This is a genomic window from Streptomyces sp. NBC_00258 (assembly GCF_036182465.1).
Classification (GTDB): domain Bacteria; phylum Actinomycetota; class Actinomycetes; order Streptomycetales; family Streptomycetaceae; genus Streptomyces.
Map to the genome: position 1 here is coordinate 9084668 of NZ_CP108081.1, position 26488 is coordinate 9111155.

Below are 26488 nucleotides of genomic sequence, written 5' to 3' on the forward strand. Positions count from 1 at the left end.
CGTCGGAGCCGCCCTCTGACGGGAGTCACTGTTCTGACGCGAGTCACAGCTTGCCGCCGCGTCCGCCGTCGCGCCGCGCGGGCGCGATGAGCGTCGAGAGGTAGGGCAGTTGGGCGCCGTCCAGTTCGGCAGCGGGCCGGATGGACTCGCCCTCCAGCCCCAAGGCCGAACCCCACACGGCGTCGTCGAGCCGCCCGGTCTCCCGCAGCGCCGCGGCGACCTCCTGCGCCAGCCGCCCGAACTTGTACGCGACGACGGTCCCGGGCCCGTTGAGCGCGTCCTTGAGCGCGCCGGACCCGGCGGTGACGGGCACGAGCGTCAGCGGCTCGGTGCCCTCCGTCAGCACGGCTCCGGACCGGGCGGCGAGATCCTGCATGGCGGTGATACCGGGCACGGTCTCGACGACGGTTCCCGGTACGAGATGCTCGATGGTCTGCGCGAGATAGGTGAAGGTGGAGTACACGTTCGGGTCGCCGATGGTCGCGAAGGCCACGGTCCCGTGCGTACGCAGCAGCCCGGCCACCCGCTCCCCGGCGGCGTCCCAGGCGGCCTCGCGGCGCCCCCGGTCGGACCGCTCGTTGAGCGCGAAGACGACGCGTACGACCTTCTCCTCGGGCACGTAGTGCAGCACGGTGGCTTCGGCGCGCCCTCGCTCGCCGCCGTCCTTCCCGTCGGGCGCGGCCATCACGGGCACGACAACGACATCGGCGGCCCGAAGACAGTTGACCCCCTTGACGGTCACGAGCTCGGGATCCCCGGGCCCGACCCCGACCCCGATCAGCCTGCTGTTGCCCATGACCCGACACACCTCTCCACAAACCGACGGGCGACACCGGGCGCCGATGCCCAGTGCGTGTGCAGATAGCTCGCATGCACGCCCTGCTGTACGAAACCTTCGACCCGCCGCACCGGCACACGGACGCCCCAGGCCGGAGCGGCCCCCGCCCCGGGCTCCACGACGGTCCGGTGAAACTCGTGCCCGCGCATCCGGCTGCCGGCCTCGGCCAGCACACTGTCGGACACGGCGACGGCATCCCGATACCCCAGCGTCAGCCGCTCGTCCATCCGCGCCTTCGCGTCGATCACCCCGCACATGGGCAGGCCGTCGAGCTCACGCGAGAGATACAGCAGCCCCGCACACTCGGCCGCGACAGGCGCCCCACGCTCGGCGAGCGAGGCAACGGCCCTACGGAGGGGTTCGTTGGCGGAAAGCTCAGGGCCGTACACCTCGGGAAACCCGCCCCCGATGACCAACCCCCGTGTCCCTTCGGGCAGTTCCTCATCCCGAAGCGGATCAAAGACGACGACCTCGGCGCCGGCAGCGGCAAGCAACTCGGCATGCTCGGCATAGGAGAAGGTGAAAGCGGCCCCACCGGCAACGGCAATTTTCAGCCCGTCCGGCGTTCGAGGACGAGCGCGTTCAGCGCGATACGGGGGTCTGGGGGCAGAGCCCCCAGGGACGGGAACGGGAAGGGGCGGCGGGGGCGAAAAAGCCACGGCCTCAGCCGCATCCCACGTGTCACCGGGCAACGCCCCGGCCCCACGCGCCAACGCGAACAGCGCATCCAGGTCACACCCCTCCCGCACCTGCGAGGCCATCGCGGCAACAGCGGCAACCGCCTCAGCCCCCCGCTCGGCAACAGGAACCAGCCCAAGATGCCGAGAGGGCGTACTCACCTGCTCAGCCCGCCGCAGGACACCGAGCACAGGCACCCCGGACGCGTCCAACGCCTCCCGCAGCATCGCCTCGTGCCGATCGGACCCGACCTTGTTGAGGATCACCCCACCGATCCGCACCTCGGGATCCCAGGAGGCGAACCCATGCACGAGCGCGGCCACGGACCGGGACTGCGAAGAGGCGTCCACCACCAGCACCACAGGCGCCCGCAGCAACTTGGCCACATGAGCGGTGGAGGCCAGCTCCCCTTCCCCCGCGGCCCCGTCGAACAGCCCCATCACACCCTCGACGACAGCGAGATCGCACCCCCGCGCCCCATGGGCGAACAGCGGCGCGACCAGCTCCGCCCCGCACAGATAGGCGTCGAGATTCCGCCCCACCCGCCCGGTGGCGAGCGCGTGGTACCCGGGATCGATGTAGTCGGGCCCCACCTTGTGCGGGGACACGGCAAGCCCTCGCGAGGCGAACGCGGCCATCAGCCCCGTGGCGACGGTGGTCTTGCCGCTGCCCGAGGAGGGCGCGGCGATGACCAGCCGAGGGACGGAAGAACTCACCACTCGATGCCCCTCTGCCCCTTCTGACCGGCGTCCATGGGGTGCTTGACCTTGGACATGTCCGTCACGAGGTCGGCGAGTTCGACGAGCTTCTCGGGAGCGTTGCGCCCGGTGATCACGACGTGCTGGGTCCCGGGCCGGTCCCGCAGCACGGAGACGACCTCGTCGACGTCGACCCACCCCCAGTGCATGGGGTAGGCGAACTCGTCGAGCACGTACAGCTTGTACGTCTCGGCGGCGAGGTCGCGCTTGACCTGCTCCCAGCCCTCGCGGGCCTTCTCCTCGTTGTCCATCTGGGAGTCGCGCTGCACCCACGACCAGCCCTCGCCCATCTTGTGCCAGTCGACGGCCCCGCCCTCGCCGGAGGCCCCCAGCACGCGAAGCGCGTTCTCCTCGCCGACCTTCCACTTCGCCGACTTGACGAACTGGAAGACCCCGATGGGCCAGCCCTGATTCCAGGCCCGCAGCGCGAGCCCGAAGGCGGCGGTGGACTTGCCCTTCCCGATCCCGGTGTGCACGACCACGAGCGGCCGGTTCCGCCGCTGGCGGGTCGTCAGCCCGTCGTCGGGCACCACACTCGGCTGTCCCTGCGGCATTACGCGGCCCTCCTGCTGTTGCCCTGAACATCCCTGACGAGCCCGGCGATCGAGTCGGCCCGAAGCTCGTCCAACGTCACGGCCGTACCGCCGAGTTCGCCCGCGAGCTGCCCGGCGAGTCCGAGCCGCACGGGCCCGGACTCGCAGTCGACGACCACGGAGGCGACCCCGTCGGCGGCGAACAGCCGAGCGGCCCGCCCCGCCAGCGTCACCGGCTCGGGCCCGCCCGTCGCCCTCCCGTCCGTCACCACGACCATCAGCGCCCGCCGGGCCGGATCCCGCAACCGCTCCACCCGCAGCACGTCGTGCGCCCGCAGCAACCCGGCGGCGAGCGGCGTACGCCCGCCGGTGGGCAGCGACTCCAGCCGTACCGCGGCAGCGTCCACCGAGGAGGTGGGCGGCAGCGCGACCTCGCCCGTCGACCCACGGAAGGTCACGAGCCCCACCTTGTCCCGCCGCTGATAGGCGTCCAGGAGCAGCGACAGCACCGCCCCCTTGACCGCGCTCATCCGCTGCCGGGCCGCCATCGAACCGGAGGCGTCCACGACGAACAGCACGAGGTTCCCCTCACGCCCCTCCCGTGTGGCCTGCCGCAGATCGTCGCGCCGCACGACGAGGCCCGGCCCGGACCGGCCGCGCGCCCGCTGATGCGGGGCCGCGGCCTGCACGGTGGCGGCCAAATGCAGCTTGGTGAGGGCTCCCCGGGGCCGACGCGCCCCGGTGGTCCGCCCGTGCTCGGTCCGCGCCCGCGACCGCCGGCCGGCGGCACCCTCGCCGAGGCCCGGCACGCTCAGCACCTTCGTACGGAAGGGTTCGGCGGCTCGTACGGGAGCCTGCTCACCCGCGCCCGGCGACGGGGCCTGTCCGCTCTCGGAGGGCTCGCCCTGCGCGGGCACCTCACCGGAACTCTCGCTGCTGCCAGCGTCGTTGCCGTTGTCGGGCCCTTCCTGAGGCGGCTGCCCGCCGCCCCCGTCCGGACCGTCGGGATCCGGATCCTCGTCGCCGGAGTCGTCCGAGCCGTCCGAACCCCCGGACCCGTCGGAGTTCTCCCCGCTCCCGAACTCCTCCAGCGTCTCGTCGAGCTTGTCCTCGTCGAGTCCCGGCGCGTCGAAGGGATTGCGCCGCCGCCGGTGCGGCAGCGCGAGCAGCGCGGCCTGCCGTACGTCCTCGGCCAGCACCTCCGTGCGCCCGGCCCACGCGGCCAGGGTGGTGGCGGTCCTGGCCATCACGATGTCGGCCCGCATGCCGTCCACCTCGAAGGCCGCGCAGGTCGCCGCGATCTGCCGCAGCGCCCCGTCGCCGAGCACGACCGACGGCAACAGCTTCCGCGCGGCCACGATCCGCGCCCGAACCGCCGTCTCCTCGTCGGCCCAGCGTGCCGCGAAGCCGTCCGGATCGTCGTCGTACGCGAGCCGCCGCCGCACGACCTCGACCCGCTGATCGGGCTCCCGCGAGGCGGCCACCTCGACCGTCAGCCCGAACCGGTCGAGCAACTGCGGCCGCAACTCGCCCTCTTCGGGGTTCATCGTCCCCACCAGCAGGAACCGCGCGGCATGCCGTACGGAGACACCCTCGCGCTCCACGTACGAGGCACCCATCGCGGCCGCGTCCAACAGCAGGTCGACCAGGTGGTCGTGGAGGAGGTTGACCTCGTCCACGTACAGGATCCCGCGATGCGCGTCGGCCAGCAGGCCCGGCTCGAAGGCCTTCACGCCCTCGGCCAGCGCACGCTCGATGTCGAGGGCGCCCACGAGCCGGTCCTCCGAGGCGCCGACCGGCAACTCGACCATGCGCGCGGGCCGTTGGACTCCCGGTCCCATCTCGTGCGGTCCGTCCGGGCACGCGGGGTCGGGAGCCGCGGGGGCACACGAGAACCGGCATCCGGCGACGACGTCCACCTCGGGCATGAGCGCCGAGAGCGCGCGCACGGCCGTCGACTTGGCGGTGCCCTTCTCGCCGCGTACGAGCACACCGCCGACCGCGGGTGACACGGCGTTCAGGAGCAGCGCGAGCCGCAGGTCGTCCTGCCCGACGACAGCCGTGAACGGAAAGGGGGTACTCACTGGTCGTCGCCCTCCAAGTCGCCTTCGAGCTCCAGATACGTGGCGCGCAGCCGCTCCAGCGTCTCGGCGTCCGGCTCGGCCCACAGCCCGCGGTCCGCCGCCTCAAGGAGCCGTTCCGTGATGCCGCGCAGGGCCCAGGGGTTGGACTTCTTCATGAAGTCCCGGTTCTCCGCGTCGAAGACGTACTCCGCGCTGAGTTTCTCGTACATCCAGTCGTCGACGACCCCGGCCGTGGCGTCGTACCCGAAGAGGTAGTCGACGGTCGCCGCCATCTCGAAGGCGCCCTTGTAGCCGTGCCGCCGCATGGCCGCCATCCAGCGCGGGTTGACCACGCGGGCGCGGAAGACCCGGTGGGTCTCCTCGCCGAGGGTGCGGGTCTTGACCTGGTCGGGGGTGGCGGAGTCGCCGACGTACGCCTCGGGGCTCGCGCCCGTCAGATGCCTGACCATGGCGACCATGCCGCCGTGGTATTGGAAGTAGTCGTCCGCGTCGACGAGGTCGTGCTCGCGGGTGTCGACGTTCTTGGCGGCGACGGCGATGCGCTTGAACGCGGTCTCCATGTCCCCGCGCGCCGCCCGCCCGTCCAGCCCGCGCCCGTACGCGTAGCCGCCCCACACCGCGTACACCTCGGCGAGGTCGGCGTCGGAGCGCCAGTTGCGCGCGTCGATGAGGGGGAGGAGACCGGCACCGTACGCGCCCGGCTTCGAGCCGAAGATACGGGACGTCGCGCGCCGTCGGTCGCCGTGCTCGGCGGTGTCCTCGTCGGCGTGCGCGCGGACATAGTTCCGGTCGGCGGGCTCGTCCAGGTCGGCCACCGCCCGTACCGCGTCGTCGATCAGCCCGACCACGTGCGGGAACGCGTCCCGGAAGAAGCCGGAGATGCGGACCGTGACGTCGATGCGCGGCCGGCCGAGCTCCTCCAGGCCGACGACCTCGAAGCCGGTGACGCGCCGCGAGGCGTCGTCCCACACCGGCCGGCAGCCCAGCAACGCCAGGATCTCCGCGATGTCGTCGCCCTGGGTGCGCATCGCGGAGGTGCCCCAGACCGTGAGCCCGACGGACTTCGGGTAGTCGCCGGTGTCCTGGAGGTACCGCTGCACGAGCGAGTCGGCCAGCGACTGCCCGACCTCCCAACTCAGCCTGGACGGGATCGCCTTGGGGTCGACGGAGTAGAAGTTCCGGCCGGTCGGCAGGACGTTCACGAGTCCACGGGTCGGTGAACCCGAGGGACCCGCCGGGACGTAACCGCCGTTCAGGGCAAGGAGGATGTGGTCGATCTCGTCCGTCGTACGGGCAAGACGCGGCACCACCTCACGGCACGCGAACTCCAACACCCCGACGGCGTCGGGCAGTTCGGTGCCGCCCAGCACGTCGCGCACGAGGGCGGGCACGGCGGCGACTTCCCAGGCGCGCTCCTCCATGCCCTCCGCGAACCGGCGGCACAGCTGCTCAAGGAGGTCGATCGCGTCGGCCGCCGACCGCGAGGGTCCCGAGACCAGGTCGGTCAGCTCGACCGGCACCTTCACCGGAGCGCCGGGCTCGCCCAGCAACTCCTTCTCGACCAGGCCGAAGTGCTCGGCGAGACAGGCCCGCAGACCCGGCAGCGCGTTCGCCGCCCCGCCCCACACCTGGGAGGCCCGCAGCACGGCCAGTACGAGGTTCACGCGCGGCTCGGCCTCCGGGCCGCCACCGAGAATGTGCAGGCCGTCGCGGATCTGCACATCCTTGATCTCGCACAGATAGCCGTCGATGTGCATGACGAACTCGTCGAATGCCTCGTCGTCCGGCTGGTCGTCCACATGCAGGTCGTGGTGCAGCTCGGCCGCCTTGACCAGCGTCCAGATCTGGGCCCGCACGGCCGGGGCCTTCGTCGGGTCCAGGTCGGACACGAGCGCGTACTCGTCGAGGAGTTGCTCCAGCTTCGCCAGATCGCCGTACGTGTCCGCACGCGCCATCGGCGGTACGAGGTGGTCGACGACCGTGGCATGCCCGCGGCGCTTGGCCTGAGTGCCCTCGCCGGGGTCGTTGACGATGAAGGGGTAGACGAGCGGGAGTTCACCGAGGACGGCGTCCGGCGCGCAGCCGCCGCTGAGCCCGAGTCCCTTGCCCGGCAGCCATTCCATCGTGCCGTGCTTGCCCATGTGCACGACGGCGTCGGCGCCGAAGCTGTTGTCCAGCCAGCGGTAGGCCGCCATGTAGTGGTGCGACGGCGGCATGTCCGGGTCGTGGTAGATCGCGATCGGGTTCTCGCCGAAACCGCGCGGCGGCTGGATCATCACGACGACGTTCCCGAACTGGAGGGACGCCAGCACGATGTCGTCGCCGTCCACGTACAGGTTGCCCGGAGGCTCGCCCCACGCCTCCAGCATCCCGTTCCGCAGATCCGGGTCGAGCTTGTCGAACCAGGCCCGGTAGTCGGCGAGCGGCACGCGTGCGGGGGCCGAGGCGAGCTGCTCCTCGGTCAGCCACTCGACGTCGTGGCCGCCGGCCGCGATCAGCCGGTGGATCAACTCGTCGCCGTTGTCCGGGTATTCGGTCAGCGCGTACCCGGCGTCCCGCAGCGCGTCGAGGACCCGTACCGCCGAGGCGGGGGTGTCGAGGCCGACCGCGTTGCCGACCCGGGAGTGCTTGGTCGGATAGGCGGTGAAGACCAGCGCGAGCTTCTTCTCCGCGTTCGGCTTGTGCTTCAACCGGGCGTGACGCACGGCGATCCCGGCGACCCGGGCGGCCCGCTCGGGGTCGGCGACGTACACCGGAACGTCGTCCGGACCCTGTTCCTTGAACGAGAACGGGACCGTGATGAGGCGTCCGTCGAACTCGGGGATCGCGACCTGCATCGCCGCGTCCATGGGGGAGAGGGCGGCGTCCGACCCGGCCCAGGCTGCCCGCGACGAGGTCAGGCAGAGCCCTTGCAGGACAGGGACGTTGAGGTCGGCGAGCGCGCCGATGTCCCAGGCCTCCTCGTCACCGCCCGCGGACGCCTGCGAGGCGTGCGTGCCACCGGCGGCGAGGACCGTGGCGACCAGCGCGTCGGCCGTGCCGAGGATCTCGTACAGGCCCGCGTCGGCGTCACGCAGCGAACCGCAGTACACGGCAAGGGCGTTGGCGCCCCGGGCCTCGATCGCGTCGCACAGGGTGTCCACGAAGGCGGTGTTGCCGCTCAGTTGGTGGGCCCGGTAGAAGAGCACGCCCACGGTCGGACGGCCCTCGACGTACGCGCGCTCGCCGTGGACCCCGAACTCGGGCATCTTCCGCGGCTCTTCGAACCCCTCGCCCGTCAGCAGCACGGTGTCGGAGAGGAAGCGGGCCAGCTCGGCCAGGTTCTCCGGGCCGCCCTCGACGAGATAGCGCAGCGCCTCCGCGACGACCCCGGCGGGCACGGACGACTCGGCCATCAGCTCCGCGTCGGGGACGGACTCCCCGCCGAGCAGCACGGTCGGAATACCGGACGCCTTGAGCGCGGCGAGCCCGTCCTCCCAGGCACGCTTGCCGCCCAGCAGCCGTACGACGGCGACGTCCGCGCCCCGGACCAGCGCGGGAAGCTCCTCCGCGACATCCACGCGGGTCGGATTGCCGATCCGGTACGCGGCGCCGGCGGCACGCGCCGCCAGCAGATCCGTGTCGGCGGTCGACAACAACAACACTGTGCTCATGCGGGCGCTCCCGGTGGAATGAAAGGCAGTCCTGTCGGCGCGCCGGACTCGATGAGCCGCCACAGCGCGTCCGTGTCCGCGTGTTCCTCGATCAGATCGCCGAGCCGGTCCAGCTGCTCCTCGCGCAGCGACCCGAACGACGTGTCGGCGGCCGGTACGAAGCGGCGCCCCGCGGCGGCCGCCACCTCGCGAAGGAAGGCCCGGCGGAAGCCGTCCGACTCCAGCGAGCCGTGCCAGTGCGTACCCCAGACCTCGCCGACCCGGCAGCCGTCCAGGAAGGGGGCCCCGCCGGTGACCTGGGCGACCCCGTGGTGGATCTCGTACCCCTCGACGGGCTCGCCGAGCGCCTCGCCGACGGGTCGCGTGAGGATCTTCTCCCGCGCGAACCGCACCCGCACGGGAAGGAGTCCGAGCCCGTCCACCTGGCCGGCGCGCGACTCGACCTCGTCCTCGATGTGCTCGCCGAGGATCTGGAAGCCGCCGCAGATGCCGAGGACGGGACGCCCCTCCGCAGCCCTTCTGGCGAGGGCGTCCGCGAGGCCGCGCTCCCGGAGCCACTCCAGGGCCCTGACCGTGCCCCGGGTGCCGGGCACGACGACGAGGTCCGCGTCGACGAGTTCCTCGGCCCGGTCCACGAACCGCACGACGACGCCCGGTTCGGCGGCCAGCGCGTCCACGTCCGTGAAGTTGGACATCAGCGGGATCGCGCAGACGGCCACCCGCAGGATGTCCTCGCCGACGGGGGAGGAGACCTCGGACTCGCGGACCGAGCCCCTCAGCGAGATCCGCAGCCCGTCCTCCTCGTCGATGCCCAGACCGTGCTGGAACGGCAGGACCCCGTACGTACGACGCCCGGTGAGGTTCTCGAGCATGTCGAGGCCGGGCTCCAGCAGGGACACGTCCCCGCGGAACTTGTTGACGAGGAACCCGGCGACGAACTCCTGGTCCTCGGGCGAGAGCAGCGCGACGGTCCCGAAGAAGGAGGCGAAGACACCCCCGCGGTCGATGTCGCCGACGACGAGCACGGGCAGCCGCGCGTTGCGCGCGATCCCCATGTTCACGATGTCCGTCCGCCGCAGATTGATCTCGGCGGGACTGCCCGCCCCCTCACAGATCACCGCGTCATACGTGCCCCGCAACTCGGCGAGGCACTCCAGGACGGTCCCGAGGAGCTGTTCCTGACGGCCGCCGTGATAGCCGCGGGCGCTCATCTCCCCGACGGGTCTGCCCATGAGGACGACCTGGCTGCTCCGGTCGCTGCCGGGCTTGAGCAGCACGGGATTCATCAGCGCGGTGGGCTCCACGCGCGCGGCCTGCGCCTGCATGGCCTGCGCCCGGCCGATCTCGGCGCCCTCCCGCGTGACGAACGAGTTGAGCGACATGTTCTGCGCCTTGAAGGGCGCGACCTTGACGCCCTGGCGCACCAGCCACCGGCAGATCCCGGCGGTCACGACGCTCTTGCCCGCGTCGGAGGTGGTGCCGGCGACGAGCAGGCCCCCACCTGTGCCCCCGCTCGTACCCCGGCTCATGACGTACGCCCCTTCGTGCGAAGGCCGTTGACGAGGAGCCGCCCGGCGACACTCACGCCGAGCGCGAGCCAGCCCACGCGCCGCGAGAGCCGTACGGCCCGCTCGATGTCGCCGACCTCCACGGCCCGCCCCTCGCCGTTGAGCACGGGCCGGTGCTCGACCCTTCCGGCGTACGAGAGCGTCCCGCCCAGCCGCACGCCGAGCGCCCCCGCGAACGAGGCCTCGACGGGCCCGGCGTTGGGGCTCGGATGCTTGGCGGCGTCGGCACGCCAGGCGCGTACGGCCCCGCGCGGATCGGTTCCCGCGACGGCCGCGAGGACGGCGGTGAGCCGCGCTCCCGGCCACCCCGCGACGTCGTCGAGCCGCGCGGAGGCCCACCCGTACCGCCGGTACTTGGCGGACCTGTGCCCGACCATCGCGTCGAGCGTGTTCACGGCACGGAATCCGACGAGCCCCGGCACACCGGCCGCGGCACCCCACACGAAGGCGCCCACGACGGCGTCGGAGGTGTTCTCGGCGACGGACTCCACGACGGCCCGGGCGATCCCGTCGGCGTCCAGCGCCTGCGGATCCCGCCCGCAGAGATGAGGCAGCCGCTCCCGGGCCACCTCGACGTCCCCGGCGGCGAGCGCCCCGCCGACGGCCCGGGCCTCACGCCCGAGCGAAGTCCCGCCGACGACGGACCAGGTGGCGGTGGCGGTCAACGCGACGGACGCGACGCGCGAGGCACGCACGGAGCGGGCGGCGAGCGCCGCGAGTCCGGTGGCACCGCCCACGCAGACGGCGGTGTGCAGCGCACCCCACCCCCGGTGGTCCCGCCACAGCACCCGCTCCACGGCGCCCGCGGTCCGTCCGAACGCGGCGACCGGATGCCCCCGGCGGGGATCGCCGAGCAGCAGGTCACCGAGGAGGCCGGCGGCGGCGCCGTACGCGAAGACGCGATCGGCACTCATCGGTTCAGCCGACCGTCAGGTCGGGTACAACCGTCGCTCGAAAGGCACTTGGGCAGCCGCGCATGGCGATTTGTCCTCACTCAGGGTGTCCACGCCCTGGTTCGACGAGACCGACGGCGAGAGTTCCTGGCTCCCGGGGGATCGATTCCCCGGTAACAGTGGCGGGACCGCGCCGGATTCGCACCGGCTTCCTCTCCTGCCGCCGTACATGGCTCCGGCAGTCCACCACGCCCACGAACACCCGTCAACTTGCTGTTGACCTGCGACGGGAGAGTGTGCTGAGGCCCACACACGGACACGACTCCGCCCCGCCGACCGGGGGGTCGGCGGGGCGGAGTCGTGAGGTGCGGAGGCGCTGTACGCGTCAGGCGACGATCAGATAGATCCCGTACGTCACCGCCGCCGCGCACGCGGCGAAGCAGGCGTACGCGCCCGTGACCGCGAGGGTCGCTGTGCCGCCCTGGGCGGAGGCGGACTCGCGCTTGGAGAGGCCGACGATGCCGAGGGTGAAGAGGCCCACGAGGGCGACGGTGACGATGAGGCTGACTCCGAAGACGGAGCCGAGGGCTGCCCAGTCGATCTTCATGCTGTGGGTTCCTTACACCGTGGCCGGGCGGGCGGGCTCGGTGGCGTCCGGGCCCGGGATGGTGGTCTTGAACTCGTCGGCCGTGGCGACCGTGCCCGCAGGCGGCGGGGTGACGGCGGCGATGGCGGTGGTCACGACGCCCGCGGGCTCGCCTTCGACGTCGTTCACGTTGTCGCGGGTGACCGGCTGGCGGCGGGAGAGGACCCAGATGACCGCCGAGCCCGCGACCAGCAGCGCGCCGGTGAGGACGATGCCCCAGGTGCCCTGCTTGGTGAGGAACTCGGCGCCCGCGCCTACCAGACCGGCGGCGGGCAGCGTGAGGCCCCAAGCGATGAACATACGGGTCGCGGTCGACCAGCGGACGACGCCGCCCTTGCGGCCGAGGCCCGAGCCCATCACGGCGCCGGAGCAGGACTGGGTGGTGGAGAGCGAGAAGCCGAGGTGCGAGGAGGCCAGGATGACCGTCGCGGCACTGGTCTGGGCGGCGAAGCCCTGCGGCGGCGCGAGGTCGGTGAGGCCCTTGCCCATGGTGCGGATGATGCGCCAGCCGCCCAGGTAGGTGCCGAGCGCTATGGCGATACCGGCCGAGACGATGACCCACATGGGAGGGTTCGACCCGGGCGCGATCACACCGCCGGTGACCAGGGCGAGCGTGATGATGCCCATGGTCTTCTGCGCGTCGTTCGTGCCGTGGGCCAGCGAGACCAGGCCCGCGGAGGTGATCTGACCCGCGCGATAGCCCTTGGAGGTGGCCTGCTCACCCGCCTTGTTGCTGATGCGGTACGTCAGCCGGGTGGCGAGCATCGCGGCGAGACCGGCCACCAACGGCGCGGCGATCGCGGGAAGCAGGACCTTGGTGACGACGGTCGAACCGTTCACCGACGACCAGCCGGCCGACATGACCGCGGCGCCGATCAGACCGCCGAACAGTGCGTGGGAGGAGCTGGAGGGCAGACCCAGGAGCCAGGTCAGGAGATTCCACAGAATGGCGCCGACGAGCGCCGCGAAGATCACTTCGGTGCGGATGCCCTCTTCGTTGATGATGCCGCCGGAGATCGTCTTGGCGACCTCCACGGAGAGGAACGCACCGACGAGGTTCAGCACGGCGGACATGGCCACCGCCGTCTTGGGCTTCAGGGCACCGGTCGAGATGGTCGTCGCCATCGCGTTGGCTGTGTCGTGGAAACCGTTCGTGAAATCGAACACGAGAGCGGTAACGATCACGATTCCGAGGAGGAGCGTGATGTGTTCCATTTACCCAGGCTTCTCTTGGACGTCAGTGGCACAGGGACCGTAGGTAACCTGGATGAACGGAAGATGAACTGGGGTGGGCGACAGGGTGGCCCTATAGAGGTGCCGCCACTCCGCTTGTGTCGGAGCGGCGGCGAGAGCCATCGAACAGAGGCGGAATTCAGGGGTCCGCTACCCCCGCTGTCCCCTTGCGAACGCCCTGAGCTGATTCAGGGATCCGTTGAAGAGATTCTGGTCACCTGGCAGGCTGCCGCCGTTGTCGTACTGCCAGAAGGTCCAGAAGTTCCAGCCGGACGGCAGCGACCCCGCCGTCGAGCTGTAGCGGGCCAGCCAGAGTGGATGGTTCGCGGCGAACGCGGCGCTGTTGCCCGTGCACATCTTCCACCAGTTGTAGGTGGTGTAGATCACCGGCCGTCGGCCGGTCTGCCGCCTCACCTCGTCGCTGAAGGCCTTGATCCAGCTGACCATCCTGGTCTTGCTCAGGCCGTAGCACTTCTTCTTGCCGTACGGGTTGTACTCGATGTCCAGCGCGGGCGGCAGCGTCCAGCCGTCCGCCCGCCAGCCGCCGCCGTTGCGCACGAAGTACGCGGCCTGCTTCGTCCCCGAGGACTTGTGCGGCAGTGCGAAGTGGTATGCCCCGCGGACGATGCCCGCGCCGCGTGCCCCGTTGTACTGCTGGTTGTAGTACGGATTGCGGTACGTGTGCGACTCGGTGGCCTTCACATAGACGAACTTGGCGCCTTTGCTCTTCGCACTCGACCAGTTGACGTTCTTCTGGTGCGAGGACACGTCGTGGCCCTTGGGCCTGGCGGCCGCCGCGGCCGGCACCTCGGCGAGAGCGGTGCCACCGAGCGCCAGCGTCGCCACGGAGGCGGCGACGAGTCGGGCGCGCTGCAGGGACGGTTTGCGATCACGAGCCATATTTCCCCCCGGAATGGCGGCATGCACGAAAAATCTCCCAGAGGCTACTGGAAGATCCCTGAAAGCCCGTCACATGCCGGTCATTCGCTCCCGGCAGGCGATTCATGCCCTTGTGCGACCTTTCGGATGTGTCGGTTCAGCCCTAAAGTGCCCCGCCCGCCCCGGGGTTGAGCTGCGCGGCTGGCAGGATCGCGGCATGGCTGAGCAGCGGCGGGACACAGGAGACGGACGGGACGCGGGGGAGCGGGACGCGGCCCCGGCACGGGAGGCGCTGGAGCGGGCGTGGGGCGAACTCGTGGCGACGGCCCGTCGGACGGCGGCCGACGCTCTGGTCGTCGGCACATCGGGCAACGTCTCGGTGCGCGTGGGCGACACCGTCCTGGTCACGCCGAGCGGAGTCCCGTACGACCGGCTGGCCCCCGAGGACCTCTGCGGGGTCTCCCTCGACGGCCGGCAGGTGCTCGGTTCGCTCGTTCCGACAAGCGAACTGCCCATGCATCTGGCGGTCTACCGCGCCACCGGCGCACGGGCGATCGTCCACACCCACGCGGTGCACGCCACGGCCGTCTCGACACTCGTCACGGAGCTGCCGCTCATCCACTACATGGCCGCCGCACTCGGCGGCCCCGTCCGTGTGGCCCCCTACGCCACCTACGGCACGGAAAAGTTGGCCGAGAACATGCTCCGGGCCCTCCGGGACCGCACCGCCTGTCTCCTTCAGAACCACGGCACCCTCACATACGGAGCCTCGCTCCTCCAGGCCTACGACCGCACGGCCCAGCTGGAGTGGATGTGCCGCGTCTGGCTGACGGCCTCGTCCCTGCCCGGGCACACGCCCACGCTGCTGACCCGGGAGCAGGTGAACGAGGTGGGCGAACGATTGAAGGAATACGGCCAGCGACCGTGACCGGGTGCGGTCGGTGACGGTGGCTGGGCGTGGCCGGTGAAGGGGGCCGGGCGTGAGCGGTGAAGGCGGCCGAGCGTGCAGGGTGAAGGTAGTCGGTGTGGCCGCCGACCTGACCGTTCCGGTACGGCCGCCGACCTGCCCGCGTACGCCCGCCGATCCGACCCGGTGCGGCGGCCGTGCTGATCCCCGCCGCCACGGCGCCGACGTGGTCGATCTGCGGTGTGACGGCGCTCGCGTCGTCGAGGTCCGCCGCCCCCGCACCCAGCGGATACGCACCATTCCGGCGGTGCCGAACCCACATTCGCCCCATTTGACTGGCCGACAACGGGTTCCGTCAGGAGACTGGACCCGTGCGCACTGTGAATCCGACGGCAGCAGCCGTCACCGTCGCCATAGCCGGCGCAGCCACCGTCGCCGCCACGGTGGCGGCAGGTCGCTTCGCCAGCGACGCCGCTCTCAAGGCGCCGCCGGGCAAACCGCTGCCCACCGAACCCCGCCTCACCGTGCACTCCACGGCGGCGGGACAGATCACCCTGACCCGCGCCCTGGCCTCACAGCGCCCGGGCGTGTACGGCCTCAGTGGCGACGGCAGCCACGCGGTCGTCGGCCCGCTCCTCAACGCCGCCCCGCACTCCGCCGACACGGTCGTACGCCGTCTGGAACGGGTCACGCACGGCACCCTGGAAGCCGGGGACAAGGTGTGGTTCACCCCGGGCGTGCACATCGGCAACCCGGGCGCCGCCCTCGGCCTCGACCACGCCGACGTGGACGTCCCCGGCGAGCTCGGAGCCCTGCCCGCCTGGTTCGTGCCCGCCGCCCGCGACACCTGGGTGATCACCGTGCACGGCCTCGGTGCCACCCGCGAACACCCCATGAACGTCATGGAGTTCCTGCACCGCCAGCAGTTCCCCGTCCTCGACCTCGCCTACCGCGGCGACCTCGGCGCGCCCCGGCCTCCCGACGGCCTGAACCACCTCGGCGAGACGGAGTGGCGCGACCTGGACGCGGCCATCCGCTACGCCGTGCGCTACGGCGCCGAACGGGTCGTCCTGCACGGCTGGTCCACCGGCGCCACCATGGCCCTGCGCGCCGCGGCCCACTCGGCGCTGCGCGAGAGGATCTCCGGCCTCGTCCTCGACTCGCCCGTCCTCAGCTGGGAGACCACGCTGCGCGCCCTCGCCAGGGCCCGCCGCACCCCCGGCGCCCTGCTGCCACTGGCCGTCCGCGCGGCCCAGGGCCGCACCGGCCTGCACGGCGACCGCATCGAGGGCGCCGCCGACCCCGACCGGCTCAAGGTGCCGATCCTCGTCCTGCACGGTCCGGACGACACGGTCGCCCCCTGGGGCCCCTCTCGCCGCCTCGCGGAGCGCCGCCCCGACCTCGTCACCCTGCACACGGTCCGGGGCGCCCCGCACGGCGCCATGTGGAACGCCGACCCGGCCGGATACGAAGAGGCCCTCCGTCGCTTCCTCACCCCTCTGATGTAGCGACGTCCCCCAGCCATCTCATCCAGCCGCCTCACCCAGTGGCCTCATCTCCTGGCGCGGCCCTCTCCCCGTCCGCTGCCGGGGCGTCCGTTCCACCCGGTCCCGGACGTTCCGTTTAACTCCGTACCACCTGCCCGTTCACGCCCCGGGAGGGCCTGCGGGGACCGGTGCGCAGGCCGCCCCCGTGGCCCCTTGTGGCATTCCGTTTGGGTTTTCGGACCGTCAACCGGAAGACTGCCCCCGTGACGTCCCGTATCCCGCGCGACTCCAGGCTCCGACTCGTCCGCCCGCGAACCCTGGCCGCCGCCCCCCGAGCGATGACCCAGAGGCCCACGCGCCGACCCGCACCACGCCCGCCGGAGGGCACACCGGCACCCGCGGAACTCGCCCGCATGGCGCGCTCCGTACTCGCCGGCGCGGCCCGTGTCGCCCGCTGGGCCGACACCGTCCTGAGCCCGGCCAGGGACCGCGAGGGCACCGCTTCCGGCGGCACCCCCGAGGGCACCGGCACACTCTCCGACGCGACCGCCCAACGGGCCGCCACGGATCTGGCCCTGACCCCGGCTCAGGTCCGCGCGGACTGGGACACCGCACGTCTCGCGGGCCTCGTCGAGGTGCACGGCGGCATCGCGCGCCCCGGCTGGCGGCTGCGCGCCTGGAACCGTGACGACAGCGCCGTGCTGCGCGGCTGGGTCGCCCTCTTCGACGCCTGGTCGATCGCCCACCCCGGCCCCGACGGACGCGAGCCCGCCGCCGTCGCCGAGGTCGTCTCCGCGATGCCTCAGGTCCTCTCCTTCCTCCAGCTGTCCGCGGGTCCCGTCCCCGTACCGCAACTCCTCGACCTGCTCGAACAGCGCGTCACGGAACTGCGCACCGAGCGCTGCGAGATCCCCTACGGTCCGCAGCCCGAGCCCGTCGAGAGCCCCACCGAGGACACCCCGCTGGCCCCCCTCCTCGACTGGGCGCTGCACGCGATCGCCGACGTGGGCGCCCTCACCTGCGCCGACGGCCAGGCCACGCTCACCCCGCTCGGCAGCTGGGCCGTCTGGGTCAAGCTGGAGCAGATCTGCGTCGCCGCGCAGAGCCCCGCCGGGAACATCGAGCAGGGCGCCGAGGACATGCTCCGCGGCTGCGCCCAGCTGCGGCCGAACGCGGCCCGCGCCGAGTACCGCGCCTGGCTCGCCGCCCGAACCGTCGGCAGCGCCGTCACCGAACTCCTCGACGCCGCCCGCGGTGAGGACGCCCTCCTGCGCGGACTCGCCTTCGAGGCCCTGCGCGTCGTCGGAGCCCCCGCCGAGCCCGACGTCCGCTCCGTGTCCGACGAGACCCATCTGCGGCCGTACGCCCTGCTGTGGCTCGCCGAGCACGACGGGCACGACCCCGAGGACGCCCACGAGGTACTGACCCGCGAGGAGGCCACCTGGCTGTGGGTCGACACGGCCGCGGCCGTCGCCGACCACGGCGAAGCCCCGCTTCTCGTACGGCACTTGGAGTCCGCCATACAGCCGACCGTGCCGGCGCTGCTCGACGAGGTACGGGCGGTCGGGCATCCGCGCACCGTGCAGGTGCTGGTCGCGCTTGCCGCCGCCCACCCCGACCCGGCGCTCGCCAAGGCCGTGCGGCGGGCTGCGTTCCAGGTGCACACCGGGGGGAACTAGCCGCTCCGCGGGGGCGCGTGATTCGGCTGCGGGCCGGCAGTGGCTGGTCGCGCAGTTCCCCGCGCCCCTTACGGGGCCCGGGGCGCGGGCGGGGCCAATCGCGTCAGGCCGTTATCTCTGGGGCGTACGTGCCGAAGCTCCAGATGTTGCCCTCGATGTCCCGGGCCATGTAGTCCCGGGAGCCGTAGTCCTGGTCCGTCGGGGGCATCAGGATCTCCGCCCCGTGGGCGACGGCCTGCTGGTGGTGTGCGTCGATGTCGTCCACGACCACGTACACCCCCGTGTGCGTCGAGCCCTTCATCGCCTCGTCGAAGCGGCCGCCGGTGCCTCGGGAGCCGAGCATCACCGCGCCGTTGCCCTGCACCAGCTCGGCGTGCAGGATCTTGCCGTCCTCGCCCTCGTACACCGAGGCCTCGCTGAAGCCGAAGGCCTCCGTGAGCTGTTTGATCGCCGCCTTCGCGTCCGTGTACAGCAGCGTCGGGTAGATGCTCGGGCGCCCGCCGTCCGTGCCTGCCATGCCGATCACTCCCTCTGGTTCCGGTGCCGGAACATCGCCTGAATGTGACCTGCTCCACAGTCTTGCACCCGGCACCGACAACGCCCTGCCGAGCCGGATCCGGGCGGCCCCGACAGGGATTCGGCCGGATTCGGCCGGATTCGGCAGGGATTCAGCAGAGGTTCGGCAGAGTTCGATCGCTCAGCGGAAGGTGTTGCACCGCGCCATGTCACCGGTGCGGAAGCCCTCGTAGAACCACTGCTGCCGCTGCTTCGCCGACCCGTGCGTCCAGGACTCGGGCGTCACCCCGCCCTGGTACCGCTCCTGGATCCGGTCGTCGCCCACGGCGGCCGCCGCGTCCAGTCCGTCACGGATGTCGGCGTCCGTGAGGCTGGTGATCAGCGGCCTGCCCGTCGACTCGTCGTTGGTGGTCGTCGCGTGGTGCGCCCACACGCCCGCGTAGCAGTCGGCCTGCAGTTCCACCCGCACAGCGTTGCTGGTCGCGCCCGTCCGCCCGTCCTGGGAACGGCTCAGCGTCCCCGTCAGGTCCTGCACGTGGTGCCCGTACTCGTGCGCCACCACGTACGCCTGCGCGAACGGTCCGCCGCTCGCGCCGAACCTCGTCCGCAGCTCCTCGAAGAAACCCAGGTCCAGATAGACCTTCCGGTCGGCGGGGCAGTAGAAGGGCCCGACCGCCGACGTCGCCGCGCCGCACCCCGTGCCGACCCGCTCACCGAAGAGGACGGTCGGCGACCGCGTGTACGTACCGCCGCGGCGCTCGAACTCCTGCGCCCAGAAGTCCTGGACGCTGTTGACCACCGCCACGATGCGGCAGTCCTCCTTGGTGTTCGCGTCCCGTCCCGTACGGCACGTCTGCTGGACCTGGGCCAGGGACGACGCGGTCGCCGCGGGCTCCTCGTCGCCGGAGGACAGGCCCAGCTGGTCGGGGCCGACACCGAAGAAGAGTCCCAGCAGGAGTGCGATCAGAGCGGCCGCGCCACCGCCGACGGTCGCCTTGCCGCCGGGGATCCGACTGCCGCGCACGTCCTGCACCTCGGAGGTGTCCAGATCGGCGTCGTCGTCGAACTGCATGGGCGCACCACCCTCTGCGGACGTCGTCCCCCTGGTCGTCTTCCTGGCGCCATCCTCGCCGGGCTCCAGGGGCGCGGCGCCGGGCGGAGGGCCGAACGGGCGACACCTCGCCGCCGGCCCGCCGCGTCACGACGGCAGGCCCGGCCGGACCCCTCCGGCACGGCCACGCCCTGCGCCTGTTCCGCGGGCTGTGGTCCATGGCCCGTGGTCACCGAAAGGGGCACGGAGGACCGTGACCTGCGCTGGGTTCTTCCCACCCGCCCGAGCCGCGTCTTCCCGCAGGGGCTGCGTCCTCGTACCCGCGCGGGCGGGGTACGGCGCGAACCGGTGCTCCTGGTCGCGCAGCGCTGTCCGGAAAGGGCCTGGACCGCCCGGCTGATCGCGGTGGACGACCTCGGCCGGATCACCCCGCACCGCACCCCGCTGGGCAATGAGAGTCACACTTCCGAACACCCGCACGCAGAAAAAGTGGTTGCATCGCCCCGTTAGACTTGGCCCATGGCCATTCTCCTCGCGCACTAGACGGCGTGAACGATCCCAGCCGCCCACCCCGTCATCAACCCTGCCCAGGAGTCTGTCCGTGATTTCCGCCTCCGGTGTCGAGCTCCGTGCCGGCGCCCGCGTCCTCATCGAGTCCGCGACCTTCCGCATCACCAAGGGCGACCGCATCGGTCTGGTCGGCCGCAACGGCGCCGGCAAGACGACCCTCACCAAGGTCCTCGCGGGCGAGGGCGCCCCCGCCGGCGGCACCGTCACCCGCTCCGGCGAGGTCGGCTATCTCCCGCAGGACCCGCGCACCGGCGACCTCGACATGCTGGCCAGCGACCGCGTCCTCTCCGCACGTGGCCTGGACACCCTGATCCGCAAGATGCGCGAGAACGAACAGCGCATCGCGAACGGCTCGGGCGCCACCCGCGAGAAGGCGATGCGACAGTACGAGCGCCAGGAGACGGAGTTCCTCACCAAGGGCGGATACTCCGCCGAGGCCGAGGCCGCCACCATCGCCGCCGCGCTCAACCTGCCCGACCGGGTGCTCGGCCAGCCCCTCCATACGCTCTCCGGCGGTCAGCGCCGCCGTATCGAGCTGGCCCGCATCCTCTTCTCGGACGCGGACACCCTGCTCCTCGACGAGCCGACGAACCACCTCGACGCCGACTCCATCGTCTGGCTGCGCGACTACCTGAAGACCTACCGCGGCGGCTTCATCGTGATCTCCCACGATGTCGACCTGGTCGAGACGGTCGTCAACAAGGTGTTCTATCTGGACGCCAACCGCGCCCAGATCGACGTCTACAACATGGGCTGGAAGCTCTACCAGCAGCAGCGCGAGGCCGACGAGAAGCGCCGCAAGCGCGAGCGTCAGAACGCCGAGAAGAAGGCCTCCGCGCTCCACTCGCAGGCCGACAAGATGCGCGCCAAGGCCACCAAGACCGTCGCCGCCCAGAACATGGCCAAGCGCGCGGACAAGCTCCTCGCGGGCCTCGAGGCCGAGCGGAAGTCCGACAAGGTCGCCAAGCTGCGCTTCCCCGAGCCGTCCCCCTGCGGCAAGACCCCGCTGATGGCCGAGGGCCTCTCGAAGTCGTACGGATCGCTGGAGATCTTCACGGACGTCGACCTGGCGATCGACAAGGGCTCCCGCGTCGTCATCCTCGGTCTGAACGGCGCCGGCAAGACGACCCTGCTCCGGCTCCTCGGCGGCGCCGAGAAGCCCGACACCGGCCAGGTCATAGAGGGCCACGGCCTCAAGCTCGGCTACTACGCGCAGGAGCACGAGACCCTCGACCCCGCCCGCACGGTCCTGGAGAACATGCGCTCCGCGGCCCCCGACCTGGACCTGGTCGAGGTCCGCAAGACGCTCGGCTCGTTCCTGTTCTCCGGCGACGACGTGGACAAGCCGGCCGGTGTCCTCTCCGGCGGCGAGAAGACCCGCCTCGCGCTCGCCACCCTCGTGGTGTCGTCCGCGAACGTCCTCCTCCTCGACGAGCCGACGAACAACCTCGACCCGGCCAGCCGCGAGGAGATCCTCGGCGCTCTGCGCACCTACAAGGGCGCCGTCGTCCTCGTCACCCACGACGAGGGCGCCGTCGAGGCGCTCCAGCCGGAGCGGATCATCCTGCTGCCGGACGGCGTCGAGGACCTCTGGGGGTCCGACTACGCGGATCTGGTGGCCCTCGCCTGAGCCCGGCACGGCCCACCGAAGCGGTCATCGGTGCTTGATCGAACCACTGATCCACTGCGTATGGATCATTCGGCTTATCCGTGATCCATCATCTGTGTGAGATCTCCTCGTACCGAGGTGTGTCCTACATCGATTTTCCGGCCGGGCCCTGCATTCCCAAGGGTCCGGCCGTCGCGCGTCGCTGACCTGGCACTTCGTCGATGAACCCGTTCGGCCGTACGGACAGGCGCGGGCGGAATTCCGTATTCCGCTCATGGTGACGGGCTTCCATGACCCAAAGCTTGTCGCACGGACCTTGCCGAATGGGTGGCCAGGAAGCTCTTGAGGGGTGATCATGAGAAGTCCAGAGCGCACTTCCCATGAGGAGGCACGGGTGGCCGAGACTCTGAAGAAGGGCAGCCGGGTAACCGGCGCCGCGCGCGACAAGCTCGCGGCAGACCTGAAGAAGAAGTACGACTCCGGTGCGAGCATCCGGGCGCTGGCCGAGGAGACCGGCCGCTCGTATGGCTTCGTACACCGGATGCTCAGTGAGTCGGGCGTCACGCTCCGTGGGCGTGGCGGAGCGACGCGGGGCAAGAAGGCCGCGTCGGCCTGACGCCGGGCGGCTCCTCGTTCTCCGATGGTGGCCACCCGGTCGGTCGATTGACCGCCCGGGTGGTTACTGTGCAGTCACTTAAGGGTGTGCTCCTACGGCACCCGCTCTGACCGCACACATCGGAGGCGCCCCATGGCTTCGTTCGACCCGCTGCTCGACAAGGACGGCGTACGGCTCACCGTCGACGACGCGATCGCCACGGTGACGCTGACCAACCCGGCCAAGCGCAACGCGCAGAGCCCAGCTCTGTGGCGGGCACTGGCCGAGGCGGGGCAGTTGCTGCCGGGCACCGTCCGTGTCGTCCTGCTGCGCGCGGAAGGCAAGTCCTTCTCCGCGGGGCTCGACCGGCAGGCGTTCACGCCCGAGGGGTTCGACGGCGAGCCGTCCTTCATCGATCTCGCGCGTCGTTCCGACGCCGAGCTCGATGCTGCCATCGCCGAATACCAGGAGGGTTTCACCTGGTGGCGACGGAGCGACATCGTGTCCATCGCCGCCGTGCAAGGGCATGCCATCGGGGCGGGCTTCCAGCTCGCACTCGCCTGTGACCTGCGCGTCGTCGCGGACGACGTGCAGTTCGCCATGCGCGAGACCAGCCTCGGACTCGTGCCCGACCTGACGGGTACGCATCCGCTGGTGGGGCTCGTCGGGTACGCGCGGGCGCTGGAGATCTGCGCGACAGGGCGGTTCGTGTCGGCCGAGGAGGCACAGCGGACCGGGCTCGCGAGTATCGCCGTGCCTGCCGACCAGCTCGACGATGCCGCGCGTGATCTGGCCGGGGCGCTTCTTGCCGCGCCTCGGGACGCGCTGATCGAGACCAAGGCCCTGTTGCAGGGGGCCGTGGGTCGTACGTACGAGGATCAGCGGGTTGCCGAGCGGGCCGCTCAGGGGCGACGGCTTCGGGATCTTGCGGGTGTGGGTGACTGAGGTCGATCGTTCTGTGCGGGTGCGTGAGGGCTTGTCGCGCCCCGCGGCGGAGCCGCACAGTGGCACAGCCCCGCGCCCCTAAGTGCCTGGTTGTACCGCTGTTACCAGTGCCGCCACCGATGGGTGATCGGGCAGTGCCTCGGTGACCCTCGTACGGACTTCTCTCGCCACGTCCAGCGCGCGTGCGGACGCCCCCGTCCCGAACTCCACGCGGACATGGCGGCGGGGGAGGGACGCGGTGCCGGAGCGGGGTGCGATGTGGACCGAGGTCAGGCAGGTGACGCCGGGGACGGACCGTACGGCCGTGGCCACGCGGGACTCGTCGGCGTCCAGCCGGAGATCGGGCTTCCCGGAGCGTCCGTCGGACTCGTCCTCGTCCGCCGTGCCCGTGTCCTCCTCCGGCCCCAGCAACCCCGTCACCTGTAGGTCCACCTCCGTGACCTTCAGGCCGAGTACGCCCGTCGCCGTCGCGGCGAGAGTCGTCCGCAGACGGGACGCGGTCGCCGGGAGAGGCTCCGCGGGTGTGGCCGCGAATTCCGCCGTGATGCGCAGAGGGCCCGGAGGCAGTGCGCTCGGCGGTGGAGGGACGGCCGGCTCGGGGGCGCTGTCGGGGGCGGCGAGGGAGAGGCGTACGGCGGTGAGGCGTACGCCCGGCACGTCGCGGGCCGCGCGCCGCAGTACCGCGGTGGCCGCCGCCTCAGTGATCCATGCGCCGTCGTGCGGGCCCCCGAGGGGCAGCAGTCTTCCGAGGCCGAGCTGAATTCTGACCGCCTGGGTCCATCGGTCCGCCGTCATTGCTCCAGCCTGCCGCATCCCCGGCGCGCGACCGGGCAACCCCACTTAATGTGGGAAGAGGGCAACCGAAAGGGATGTACGGCGATGAGCGACACGACTCAGCGGAACCGGCCGGAGACCCCCGAGGTCGAGCAGCCGGACCAGCAGCTCCGGAAGACCAGCGTGACCAAGCGTGGCGGCGGGGACCCGGCCGCCCGAGGGCGTACCACCATCGCCGACGGCGTGGTCGAGAAGATCGCCGGGCTTGCCGCCCGCGACGTCCTCGGCGTGCACGCGATGGGCAGCGGTATCTCACGGACCTTCGGCGCGGTGCGCGACCGGGTCCCCGGCGGCGGTTCGAAGTCCGCCACACGCGGCGTGAAGGCCGAGGTCGGCGAGGTGCAGACCGCGCTCGACCTGGAGATCGTCGTCGACTACGGCGTGTCCATCGCCGACGTCGCCCGTGACGTACGGGAGAACGTCATCGCGGCTGTCGAGCGCATGACGGGCCTTGAGGTCGTCGAGGTCAACATCGCGGTCAGCGACGTCAAACTGCCGGAGGAAGAGGACGAGGAACCGGAGACCAGGCTCCAGTGACGCCGCACCGGCGATCCGCCGGTGCTCGCCGGTGACCTGCCCTTGTCCGCCAGTGACCTGCTGAGGAGTGCACCATGAGCTTGGCCGTGATCGGCATGATCGCCGGAATGGCGCTGGGCTTCGCCGGGTACTTCGGCGGGTTCGGTGCCTTCCTCCTGGTGGCGGCGCTGGGCGCCATCGGCTTCGTCGTGGGCCGGTTCCTCGAAGGGGATCTGGACCCCGGTGACTTCTTCCGCACCCGCGGCACCCGCGACGACCGGCGACGGTGACGCGCGTGTCCGGTGAGTCCACCGCGGCCGGGGAGGCCGGTGAGTCCGCCGGGTCCCGTGCGGTCGTCAGACCGGGCAGCCCCGGCCGGACTGTCGCGGCGGCCGACCGAGGCGCGCTGAGGATCGCCGACCGGGTCGTGGCGAAGATCGCCGCACACGCGGCGCGTGAGGCCCTGGACGTGCTGCCGACCGGCGCCGCGCCCCCGCACGCCAACGTGATCGTCCACCACGAGGTCGCCCGCGTCAGGGTCAGCCTCGAACTCGACTACCCCTCCGACATCGGTGGCCAGTGCGCTGCCGTGCGTCACCAAGTCGTTCAGCGGGTAGAGGCGTTGGCGGGAATGGAAGTGCCCGAGGTCGCCGTCCAGGTGGAGCGGCTGCACTCGGCGCAGACGCGCGGCGCGGCACAGGGGAGGACGCAATGAGCGAGTCCCACGGCTCCGAGAGCACCCAGCACCTGCCCGTCATCGAGAAGGCGGTCGAGAGCGAACTCGGCCAGTCCGCCTCCGCGGCGGACTACAAACCGCTGCCCGTCCTCGAAGAGGCCGACGACGCGGAAGGCCGCTTCTGGTCGGCCCGTCGCATCCCCGCGGGCATCCTCGCGCTGCTGGTCGCGGCGGGCGCGGGCCTCCTGCTGTACGACGTCGTCGCGGTCCGCGCCGACCGGCCCGCCATGCACTGGCGCAGGTCCCTTGCCCACGAACTGGCCGAGCGGCCCCTCGACGACACCTGGGTTCTCGTCGGCGCGGGGGTCGCGACGGCCCTCGGCGTCTGGCTGCTCGTGCTCGCCGCGACGCCGGGCCTGCGGGACGTCCTGCCGATGCGCCGCGCCCACGCCGACGTACGGGCCGGTCTCCACCGGGGCGCGGCCGCCATGGTGCTGCGCGACCGGGCCATGGAGGTGTCCGGCGTGCGGTCGGTGCGGGTCCGGGTGGGGCGCAGGAAGGTCGACGTCCGCGCGGTGTCGCACTTCCGTGAACTCGACGACGTACGCGCCGATCTGGACGCCACGCTCGCCGACGGCATAAGGGGACTCGGGCTCGCCCGGCGTCCCGCGCTGTCGGTGCATGTCGCGCGGCCGGGCCGGAAGGGATGAGCCGGATGCTGAGGATCGTGAACCGGGTGCTGCTGGGCCTCGCGGGCCTGCTCCTCGTCGTGTTCGGCGGCTCCGTGCTGGTCGTCGGCCTCGGGGCGAACCCGCCCTCGTGGTGGATCCACGACGGACGGCACGACGTGCTGCTGAGCGACGCGGACCGGGCGCGATGGCGGGACGACGGCTGGTGGTGGCCCACCGTCATCGCCGTACTCGCCGTGGCCGTGCTGCTCGCCCTGTGGTGGCTCACGGCCGTACTGCGCCGGCGTCGGCTCGCCGAGGTGCTCGTCGACACCGGCGACGGCGAGGGCGCGCTGCTGAGGGGCCGGGCCCTGGAGGGCGTACTGGCCGGTGAGGCGGGAGCGCTGGACGGGGTCGAGCGGGCCCAGGCGTCACTCACCGGGCGCCGCAACGTCCCCGAGGCGCGCGTCCAACTCCTCCTGGAACCCCACGCCGACCCCGGCGACGCCCTCCACCGCCTGACCACGGAGGCCCTGGCCCACGCAAGGGACTCGGCGGGCCTCGCGTCCCTCCCGGCGGAAGTACGCCTACGGGGGGTCAAGCACGGCGCGGAACGGGTCAACTAGCCCGCGCCCCTGGATCTTTCAGGGGCGCGGGGAACCGCGCGACAAG

Annotated in this window: 25 protein-coding genes and 1 riboswitch; of the genes, 12 read left to right on the forward strand and 13 right to left on the reverse strand. The window is 71.7% G+C overall.

What is annotated here, in order from left to right:
- Positions 1-43: 43 nt before the first annotated feature.
- The 10 genes from cobI to OG718_RS40515 all read right to left on the reverse strand — a co-directional run bounded on the left by cobI (position 44) and on the right by OG718_RS40515 (position 13784).
- Complete coding sequence (gene cobI, locus OG718_RS40470; RefSeq protein WP_143637119.1) at positions 44-796, reverse strand: precorrin-2 C(20)-methyltransferase; 753 nt, start codon at positions 794-796, stop codon at positions 44-46.
- The gene (locus OG718_RS40475; protein ID WP_328846531.1) at positions 778-2232 is read right to left on the reverse strand and encodes a cobyrinate a,c-diamide synthase; all 1455 of its coding nucleotides are present in this window, start codon (positions 2230-2232) and stop codon (positions 778-780) included. Before OG718_RS40475 ends, cobI begins: the two co-directional genes overlap by 19 nt.
- Positions 2229-2828, reverse strand: a complete 600-nt coding sequence (gene cobO, locus OG718_RS40480; protein ID WP_306940678.1) for a cob(I)yrinic acid a,c-diamide adenosyltransferase — start codon at positions 2826-2828, stop codon at positions 2229-2231. The genes OG718_RS40475 and cobO overlap by 4 nt, the downstream gene beginning before the upstream one ends.
- Entirely contained in the window at positions 2828-4891 is a 2064-nt protein-coding gene (locus OG718_RS40485) for a putative cobaltochelatase (protein ID WP_328846532.1), read from the reverse strand. Before OG718_RS40485 ends, cobO begins: the two co-directional genes overlap by 1 nt.
- Entirely contained in the window at positions 4888-8544 is a 3657-nt protein-coding gene (gene cobN / locus OG718_RS40490; protein WP_328846533.1) for a cobaltochelatase subunit CobN, read from the reverse strand. The genes OG718_RS40485 and cobN overlap by 4 nt, the downstream gene beginning before the upstream one ends.
- Complete coding sequence (locus tag OG718_RS40495) at positions 8541-10073, reverse strand: cobyric acid synthase (RefSeq protein WP_328846534.1); 1533 nt, start codon at positions 10071-10073, stop codon at positions 8541-8543. Before OG718_RS40495 ends, cobN begins: the two co-directional genes overlap by 4 nt.
- Positions 10070-11026, reverse strand: a complete 957-nt coding sequence (locus OG718_RS40500) for a cobalamin biosynthesis protein (protein WP_328846535.1) — start codon at positions 11024-11026, stop codon at positions 10070-10072. The genes OG718_RS40495 and OG718_RS40500 overlap by 4 nt, the downstream gene beginning before the upstream one ends.
- Positions 11027-11124: 98 nt before the next feature.
- Positions 11125-11268, reverse strand: a riboswitch (cobalamin riboswitch).
- A 122-nt stretch (positions 11269-11390) separates the two neighbouring features.
- Entirely contained in the window at positions 11391-11612 is a 222-nt protein-coding gene (locus OG718_RS40505) for a hypothetical protein (protein WP_143637099.1), read from the reverse strand.
- Between the two features lie 12 nt (positions 11613-11624).
- Positions 11625-12866: an inorganic phosphate transporter gene (locus OG718_RS40510; protein WP_328846536.1), complete on the reverse strand. Its 1242-nt coding sequence runs from the start codon at positions 12864-12866 to the stop codon at positions 11625-11627.
- 168 nt (positions 12867-13034) lie between these two features.
- Positions 13035-13784, reverse strand: coding sequence for a lysozyme (locus OG718_RS40515; protein WP_328846537.1), 750 nt, complete (start codon positions 13782-13784; stop codon positions 13035-13037).
- A gap of 196 nt (positions 13785-13980) precedes the next feature.
- Here OG718_RS40515 and OG718_RS40520 point away from each other — a divergent pair, with 196 nt between their 5' ends.
- The 3 genes from OG718_RS40520 to OG718_RS40530 all read left to right on the forward strand — a co-directional run bounded on the left by OG718_RS40520 (position 13981) and on the right by OG718_RS40530 (position 17836).
- Positions 13981-14691, forward strand: coding sequence for a class II aldolase/adducin family protein (locus tag OG718_RS40520; RefSeq protein ID WP_328846538.1), 711 nt, complete (start codon positions 13981-13983; stop codon positions 14689-14691).
- A gap of 350 nt (positions 14692-15041) precedes the next feature.
- On the forward strand, positions 15042-16178 hold the full coding sequence (locus tag OG718_RS40525; protein WP_143637088.1) for an alpha/beta hydrolase: 1137 nt from the start codon (positions 15042-15044) through the stop codon (positions 16176-16178).
- A gap of 242 nt (positions 16179-16420) precedes the next feature.
- Entirely contained in the window at positions 16421-17836 is a 1416-nt protein-coding gene (locus OG718_RS40530; protein WP_186001169.1) for a hypothetical protein, read from the forward strand.
- A 103-nt stretch (positions 17837-17939) separates the two neighbouring features.
- Here the strand turns inward: OG718_RS40530 and OG718_RS40535 are convergent, their stop codons facing one another.
- Entirely contained in the window at positions 17940-18353 is a 414-nt protein-coding gene (locus OG718_RS40535) for a VOC family protein (RefSeq protein ID WP_143637085.1), read from the reverse strand.
- 180 nt (positions 18354-18533) lie between these two features.
- Entirely contained in the window at positions 18534-19424 is an 891-nt protein-coding gene (ypfJ, locus tag OG718_RS40540; protein ID WP_328846539.1) for a KPN_02809 family neutral zinc metallopeptidase, read from the reverse strand.
- A gap of 204 nt (positions 19425-19628) precedes the next feature.
- On the opposite strand from ypfJ, the gene OG718_RS40545 reads away from it, so the two are divergent.
- From OG718_RS40545 to OG718_RS40560, 4 genes are all read left to right on the forward strand, one after another.
- Positions 19629-19913: a hypothetical protein gene (locus tag OG718_RS40545; protein ID WP_328846540.1), complete on the forward strand. Its 285-nt coding sequence runs from the start codon at positions 19629-19631 to the stop codon at positions 19911-19913.
- Positions 19914-20004: 91 nt separating this feature from the next.
- Entirely contained in the window at positions 20005-21603 is a 1599-nt protein-coding gene (locus OG718_RS40550) for an ABC-F family ATP-binding cassette domain-containing protein (RefSeq protein WP_143637079.1), read from the forward strand.
- Positions 21604-21976: 373 nt separating this feature from the next.
- A complete protein-coding gene (locus tag OG718_RS40555) occupies positions 21977-22198 on the forward strand; it encodes a helix-turn-helix domain-containing protein (RefSeq protein ID WP_006123601.1) in 222 nt (73 codons plus the stop codon).
- Between the two features lie 132 nt (positions 22199-22330).
- The gene (locus tag OG718_RS40560) at positions 22331-23122 is read left to right on the forward strand and encodes an enoyl-CoA hydratase/isomerase family protein (protein WP_328846541.1); all 792 of its coding nucleotides are present in this window, start codon (positions 22331-22333) and stop codon (positions 23120-23122) included.
- A 78-nt stretch (positions 23123-23200) separates the two neighbouring features.
- On the opposite strand, the gene OG718_RS40565 is transcribed toward OG718_RS40560, so the two are convergent.
- Positions 23201-23917 (reverse strand): nucleopolyhedrovirus P10 family protein, encoded by a 717-nt coding sequence (locus tag OG718_RS40565; RefSeq protein ID WP_328846542.1) that lies wholly within the window; start codon positions 23915-23917, stop codon positions 23201-23203.
- Between the two features lie 84 nt (positions 23918-24001).
- Here OG718_RS40565 and OG718_RS40570 point away from each other — a divergent pair, with 84 nt between their 5' ends.
- The 5 genes from OG718_RS40570 (at position 24002) to amaP (ending at position 26442) form a co-directional block, all read left to right on the forward strand.
- Positions 24002-24493: an Asp23/Gls24 family envelope stress response protein gene (locus tag OG718_RS40570; RefSeq protein WP_143637070.1), complete on the forward strand. Its 492-nt coding sequence runs from the start codon at positions 24002-24004 to the stop codon at positions 24491-24493.
- Positions 24494-24567: 74 nt separating this feature from the next.
- Positions 24568-24762, forward strand: a complete 195-nt coding sequence (locus OG718_RS40575) for a hypothetical protein (protein WP_055616254.1) — start codon at positions 24568-24570, stop codon at positions 24760-24762.
- Between the two features lie 5 nt (positions 24763-24767).
- Positions 24768-25187: an Asp23/Gls24 family envelope stress response protein gene (locus OG718_RS40580; RefSeq protein ID WP_143637067.1), complete on the forward strand. Its 420-nt coding sequence runs from the start codon at positions 24768-24770 to the stop codon at positions 25185-25187.
- Positions 25184-25858, forward strand: coding sequence for a DUF6286 domain-containing protein (locus OG718_RS40585; protein WP_143637065.1), 675 nt, complete (start codon positions 25184-25186; stop codon positions 25856-25858). The genes OG718_RS40580 and OG718_RS40585 overlap by 4 nt, the downstream gene beginning before the upstream one ends.
- Positions 25855-26442, forward strand: a complete 588-nt coding sequence (amaP, locus tag OG718_RS40590; RefSeq protein WP_328846543.1) for an alkaline shock response membrane anchor protein AmaP — start codon at positions 25855-25857, stop codon at positions 26440-26442. The genes OG718_RS40585 and amaP overlap by 4 nt, the downstream gene beginning before the upstream one ends.
- The last annotated feature ends 46 nt before the right edge of the window (positions 26443-26488 follow it).